Raw genomic sequence first — 6,129 nt, 5'->3', positions numbered from 1 at the left:
CCTGGTCGATTACTTTTTGCTCCACTCATATGATCAGTAAAAATTTTTTCACAACCAAATTTATTTAGGCTGTCTTCTTGTAAATCCAAATTTTGTAAACCAGTAGATACTCGGGCGTATCCTATTTTCAAAAAAATCACTCCTTCATTAATTTCATTGTAACATAACTTTATACCAACGGTATAAATGAACATAGATTTTGTGATGGGTTTGTGTACACTAAAAGTATAGAAAAATTTAAATTTGAGGTAAAAAAATGAAGTGTCCAGAAACGCCTGATTTTCTGTACACTATATACTAGTGTACATTTAAGTTATTTTAAGTTATTATATTTATATACTTAAAATTGCTTATTTTTTTACGAAGGGGATTGAATAGGTGAATCAACAAAAAAGATTGATGATAATTATGGAAAGACTGGAAAAAGAAAAATCATTGACTTTACAAGACATTATGCAACTCACAGGTGTTTCTAGAGACACGGCTAGGCGAGATACAATAAAGTTAACGGATAGTAACCTTGTGATCCGAACTTATGGAGGTATTAGTTTAGCAAATTCGTTTAATAAAATAGATGGATATTTAGGAAGAACAGATCAAGAACTTCAAGTGAAAAAGCAAATTGCTAAAGAAGCAAGTAAACTATTACTTGAAAAGCAAACCGTATATTTAGATGTGTCGACCACAATCTCACTTTTGCCTCAATATTTAGCGAATAGAAATATAAACTTAGCTGTGACAAACTCGATTGACATTGCCGATCAATTCTTAAAGACCACTTCAATACCTACTACGATTCTTGGAGGAACTTTAAATAGAGAAAGCCGTTCAGTTACTGGTGGATACCCAATCTGGGAATTAACTAAGTATCGGTTTGATAGTTCTTTCTTAAGTTGTGCGGGTATAAATAATCAGGGAATCTATTATGCCCATGAAGAAGACATCGCAATGAAACAGGCAGTTAGAGAGAAAAGTAATAAAATCGTATTACTATGTGATCATACAAAAATTAATTTATCACACAATTACCTTGTCTACTCGTTTGAAGAAATTGACTATTTGATAACTGATAAAAAAATTCCTGAAGAATTAGTCGTTAGAATAGGAAAGAGCAAAATCATCTACACAAAGGAGAGTAGCTATGATTAAAACGATATTATTTGATGTTGATGGAACGATTATTGATACAGAATATGTTATGACACATTCTCTGCAAAAAACATTGCGTGAAGAATTAGAGAAGGAAATCCCGATTAAAGAATTACATTATATTTTAGGTATTCCTGGAAGAGAAGCTATTAAAAAGTTTGTAAATACTGAAGAAGAAGAGGAAACTCTCTTATCAAAATGGGGTGAAAACGTACTTTTATTAGCAGACAATGCTCAAGTTTTTCCGCATATAGAAGAAACATTACAGACATTGCATGTAAAAGGGATTCAATTAGGACTTGTCACATCTAAAACAAAAGAAGAAATGAAAAATGAGTTTGATCGATTTAATTTAAATCAATATTTTGATATACAAATTACAGCTTCAGATACTAAGTTGCATAAACCTTTTCCGGACCCCATACAAAAGGCAATTGATGAATTGGGCATAAAAAAAGAAGAAACGATTTATATTGGTGATTCATTATATGACATGCAAAGTGCGAAAGCTTGTGGGATAGCATTTGGTTTAGCTAAATGGGGAGCCAAAAATATAGAAAATTTTCAAAGTGTAGATATAATTATTGATTCTCCTCAAGAAATACTTGATTTGTTAGAAAAATAGACAAAGAGCGTGAGATAAGGATAGGGTCTCACGCTCTTTGTTTTTCGCCATTTAAAGCTTGAAATTTTTGCCATTTAAAAAGAAAAGTGACAATGATCGGATAATGTCTATTTAGGGTACACTCAAAATAAACACTTATTTGATTTTATGATGTATTTGTACTTGATAAAAGGAGTGTTTTTTATGATAAGTTTTGATAAGAATGAAGAGAAAGATAAGAAGCACGAATTTAAAAATGGTTTGCAGAGAAAAAAGCTATTCATGAAATCAAACACTTTTTGCATGAAGTAGATAAATATGATGAGAAAGAAATGGAGAAAATTTAAAAAGTGTTTGATTTTATGTAAGAAATATTGAAACGTCTTTTTTTATATACTTTAATTACCAACGAGATTCTGTCGTTGTTCCTACTCCTAATCATTTAAATATTTTTTGCAGACTTCTGTTCTACATAGAACAGAAGTTTTTTGTTATATATTGGTTTACAAAAATGAAATTTTTGGTATTAGTTTAATCTGGATAAAAAAATTTATGTAGAATGTGGAAAATAGTACGGTATTTAGTACTCATATGATGATTCTAAGATCATTTAGAATCAATTGGCTTTACAGTAGGGTTAAAAATAGTAATATTTCTTAAATCAATATATTTCCTAGAAATAAAGTGAATATATATTATGGAACATAGTAGTCTTAACTTTTACTAAAGCAATGAACTTCTTTGTCTATAATTTTATAAAAATGGTAAAAAGTATTATATAGATATGATTTGTAGTTCCTAATATTTGTTTATTATGTATATTAATTCCTCAATATATATTTTGAAGTCGAAAAAAATATTGATTTGATTATTGATGTATGTCATTTATTTAATATAACATGTTAAATAAATGGAGGTGATGTCAATGGCAAAGTATGTATCAGTATTAGTTTTGTTGCTAGGTGTAGGAGTCAATATTATTTTACTTTCTAATATTTATATTTTTGAATGGCAAACGTTATTTGGATTATTTTTAGGTGGATTTGGAGCAATTGCTTCTATTATTAACATAAATAATTGTTCTTCTTCATTATTTAGAATAATTTCCATTGTAGCTGCTATTATTAATATATTCCCTGTTATATATTTTATTATTTTATTTTTTTCTATTGGATAGTGTAGCTTTTAAGAGCATAAAACAGATTAGAGTATTTATATCATAGATTTTTTTATTCTATGATATAGATACTCTTTTTAGATTTATAGATATGAATTTTAAAACAATTAAATACAATCGCATTCTATTATTATTCCGCCTAACATAAAATTTGATGAAAAAATAAACATCCGTTTATCTTTTTTCTAATATATATTGGATAATGAAATAATTTAGAAGGGAGCTTTTTACTGGTGAAAAAGACTAAAAAATTTTTACTGTGTATGTCAGCAGGTATATTGTTGGCACCATATGCTTTTGATCTTCAAAATAAAGATCAAGTTTTCGCGAATACGCAAGATAGTATACAAATGATTGATACCAATGAAGAAATACAAAAAATTGAAAATGATTATGCTATCTTGTCATTTAAAAAACAAATAAAAGAAAATAAAATAGCTTGGTATCTAAACATCAGTGGTAAACAGGAATGTTCTAATGTGAAGATTCATATATCACAAGTAAAAGATGGTGAATCAAAGATTGTAACGGAATTAGAAAGTGAAGTTACAAAAGAAATTATTTCTGCGGATGAAAATGGAGATCTGACTATTCCGGTAGATAGCAAGAATACTTATGTTTTCTTCACCGATCTAGATAAAAAAGTGTCAGTTAGCGCTAGTTATAGCAAAGATGGTAATTATTTGCCAATGATAGATGAAGAAAAAATCATATATGAAGGAAATTCTTCAGTGACAGAAGAATCAACAGGAGTACAAGAATCTACTGAAGTAGCTGATACTGATGTTTCAGAAGAAACAGCCTCTTCAGAGTCTAACACTGAAACATCATCAACAGATACAAGTGAGTCTGATTCAAATATGACTGAAGAGTCCACAAATAGTTCAAGTTCAACGAATGAAAGTGAAGATAAAAGCGAAGAGAAGAGTCAAGACAGCACGTCTGAAAAAGTTGTAGCAGATGAGCATCCTGAAATTAGAGGATCTGGCAAGTATGGATCAGTTAATGTGCCTCCTGGTGCAATAACTATTTGGGATTTGTTTTCTGTCCCTATTGGTCCTGCAAAAGTAGAGTACATGCGAAATCCATACGATAATGAAGGTAGACCATATTCTGAAGTTTCTCTATCTGGAATGACCAATTGGACAGCGCTATGGTCTAAAAGATCTAATCGATTGGATTTTTCACATTCATTCAGAGGTAGAACTTATGTAAACTTTGGTACAAAAAAAGCAGACGGTTTTGCTTTTGTTATGCAAAATGATCCTAGAAAAGTAACAGCTATAACTAATGCACAATCTTCGAGTGATGGACAAAACCTAGCAGTTTATGGTGCAAAAGAAGCTTATACAAAAGGAATCTCAACTAAAGTGACTCCAGAAAAAGATGCTGTTCAAAAATCAGTAGCAGTAGAGTTTGACTTATACACTAATAAAAGAGGTTATTTGGGAGAAACGCTTTATGACTTAGACCCTTCTGAACCTGATAAGGTCTTTAAGGCTCCTCATATGGCTTATTCTTTCCCTGGAAATTTGAATAAGACTTATGTTCCACTACATGAAAATGAAACAGATGCAGATCAATGGTTTGGAATTTTGGGTTCTTTACAAGCAAGAGAAGCTAGAATTATTCATAGAGGAAAACAGAAATTAAATGAGACGGTTTCTCAAAATGTTCAAGACGGAACATGGTATGAATTCAGATTTGGCTTTAATGCAGATACGAAAGTGTTTAGTTACTATTTAAAAAATCCAGTGACTAATCAGCAAACAGAAGTTATTACAATTCCTTGGTCAGATTTAAACGAAGAATTAGACCTAGCTAATAATGATAATAAAGCGTATTGGGGATTCACGGCTGCTAATGGTCGGGAATCTGGACAAACTAAAATTGTATTTACTGAAGTTCCTGTTAACTTAGATGCAACTTTAAAAAATGATGTTCTGAATGACAAAAATGAGTCAATTACAGTTTCTGAAGATGATACAGCAAAAGAAAAAAGTATCTCCCCAGGAAGCGAAGTAACATTAAAGAGTAAGCTATATATTGATAAGGGAGAAAATAGTTTTACAGTTGATTCATGGAACGTATTTTCAGAAAGCGAAGTATATGACTCCTCAACAATAAAAGACATAGTTATTAAGGCTCCTTCAGGGGATGTTCTTGCTAAAGGAACACCAAAAGTAGAAGATGGTAAATTAAATATTACTTTTGATCGGGATGTGACTATTAATCCAGAAGAAACGCTTGATTTTTCTCTTACTATAAAAACAAAACAAGATATTCAACAAGATACACATGTACAGTTTTACAGTGTGGTGAATGGGACAGATAATTCTGTTCCAGCAGAGAAAAAATCATTTTCAAGTAATCCTGTATATTTTTGGATTACAAAGAAGGATTCTGTAACAGAGCTATCGTGGAATGAAAGTAGTATAGAAAAAACGAAAAATCAACAAATCGATATGGCAGATATTTCAGATGAAGGATTGAATACAGAGTTCTTTTGGAAAGATGTGGATACAAGTGATCTTTTAGAATTTACTTTATTCAAAGATAAAGAGCAATTGATCAAAAAAGACGTTACAACAAGCGGAGAAAATAAATTTAATTTAGAGGAACTAATAATTCCAAAAAATAAATTAAGTTATGGGCAAAATAATTTTACGATACAAGTAAAAAAACTTAATCCTAATGGAAGTGATGAAGTTTTAGATAAACTGATTCTCAACGTAGAAGTTGCAGGGAGTTTATACTTTGAAACAGCACCTGCAGATGTTAATTGGACTAACAGAGTTCCTAGTCAGACAAAAGGAATTCTATCTAGGGATAAAGATAATAGCATTCAATTGTCAGTACGAGATAGTAGAAATGTTCCAGATCAAGATAAGAATTGGTTTTTAGTCCTTTCTTTATTCAAAGAAAAAGAAGATTTCTTTGAATATGTATGGAAACCTTCAACAAATAGTGAGCTGATTGATTTAAGAACTAATAGTCTGAAAGTTATGGACGCAAATTCTGCAGTAAAAGATAATTACCATTATTCTAATGAATGGAATTCTCAAGAAGGTATACTTCTTAAAAGTAAAGAATATATTTCGATAGGGGATTATAGTCATAACACAAAATTTGTATGGAATTTGTGTGATACAGCTATACCAAAATAAGGTAATAAATTCTGGAAGAAGGGAATGTAAAT

The 6,129-nt window shown here is 30.4% G+C and carries 5 protein-coding genes; 4 read left to right on the top strand and 1 reads right to left on the bottom strand.

Features of this window, described 5'->3' with window-relative positions:
- Nucleotides 1-140, bottom strand: a 140-nt coding sequence (locus DOK81_RS03940) for a recombinase family protein (protein ID WP_206908426.1), incomplete at its 3' end; no start/stop codon positions are given.
- 238 nt (nt 141-378) lie between these two features.
- Here DOK81_RS03940 and DOK81_RS03935 point away from each other — a divergent pair.
- The 4 genes from DOK81_RS03935 (at nt 379) to DOK81_RS03920 (ending at nt 6,097) form a co-directional block, all read left to right on the top strand.
- Complete coding sequence (locus tag DOK81_RS03935) at nt 379-1,149, top strand: DeoR/GlpR family DNA-binding transcription regulator (RefSeq protein ID WP_206908423.1); 771 nt, start codon at nt 379-381, stop codon at nt 1,147-1,149.
- Complete coding sequence (locus tag DOK81_RS03930) at nt 1,142-1,774, top strand: HAD family hydrolase (RefSeq protein WP_206908418.1); 633 nt, start codon at nt 1,142-1,144, stop codon at nt 1,772-1,774. Before DOK81_RS03935 ends, DOK81_RS03930 begins: the two co-directional genes overlap by 8 nt.
- A gap of 904 nt (nt 1,775-2,678) precedes the next feature.
- Nucleotides 2,679-2,930: a hypothetical protein gene (locus tag DOK81_RS03925; RefSeq protein WP_206908415.1), complete on the top strand. Its 252-nt coding sequence runs from the start codon at nt 2,679-2,681 to the stop codon at nt 2,928-2,930.
- A 233-nt stretch (nt 2,931-3,163) separates the two neighbouring features.
- Nucleotides 3,164-6,097 carry a hypothetical protein gene (locus DOK81_RS03920; RefSeq protein ID WP_206908413.1) on the top strand — a complete coding sequence of 978 codons (2,934 nt, stop codon included), beginning with the start codon at nt 3,164-3,166 and terminating at the stop codon, nt 6,095-6,097.
- The last annotated feature ends 32 nt before the right edge of the window (nt 6,098-6,129 follow it).

This window comes from Enterococcus sp. DIV0660C, from assembly GCF_017316125.1.
Lineage (GTDB): Bacteria > Bacillota > Bacilli > Lactobacillales > Enterococcaceae > Enterococcus_B.
Note: the sequence above shows the minus strand (reverse complement) of the source record. Positions and strands in the feature narration are given on the sequence as shown.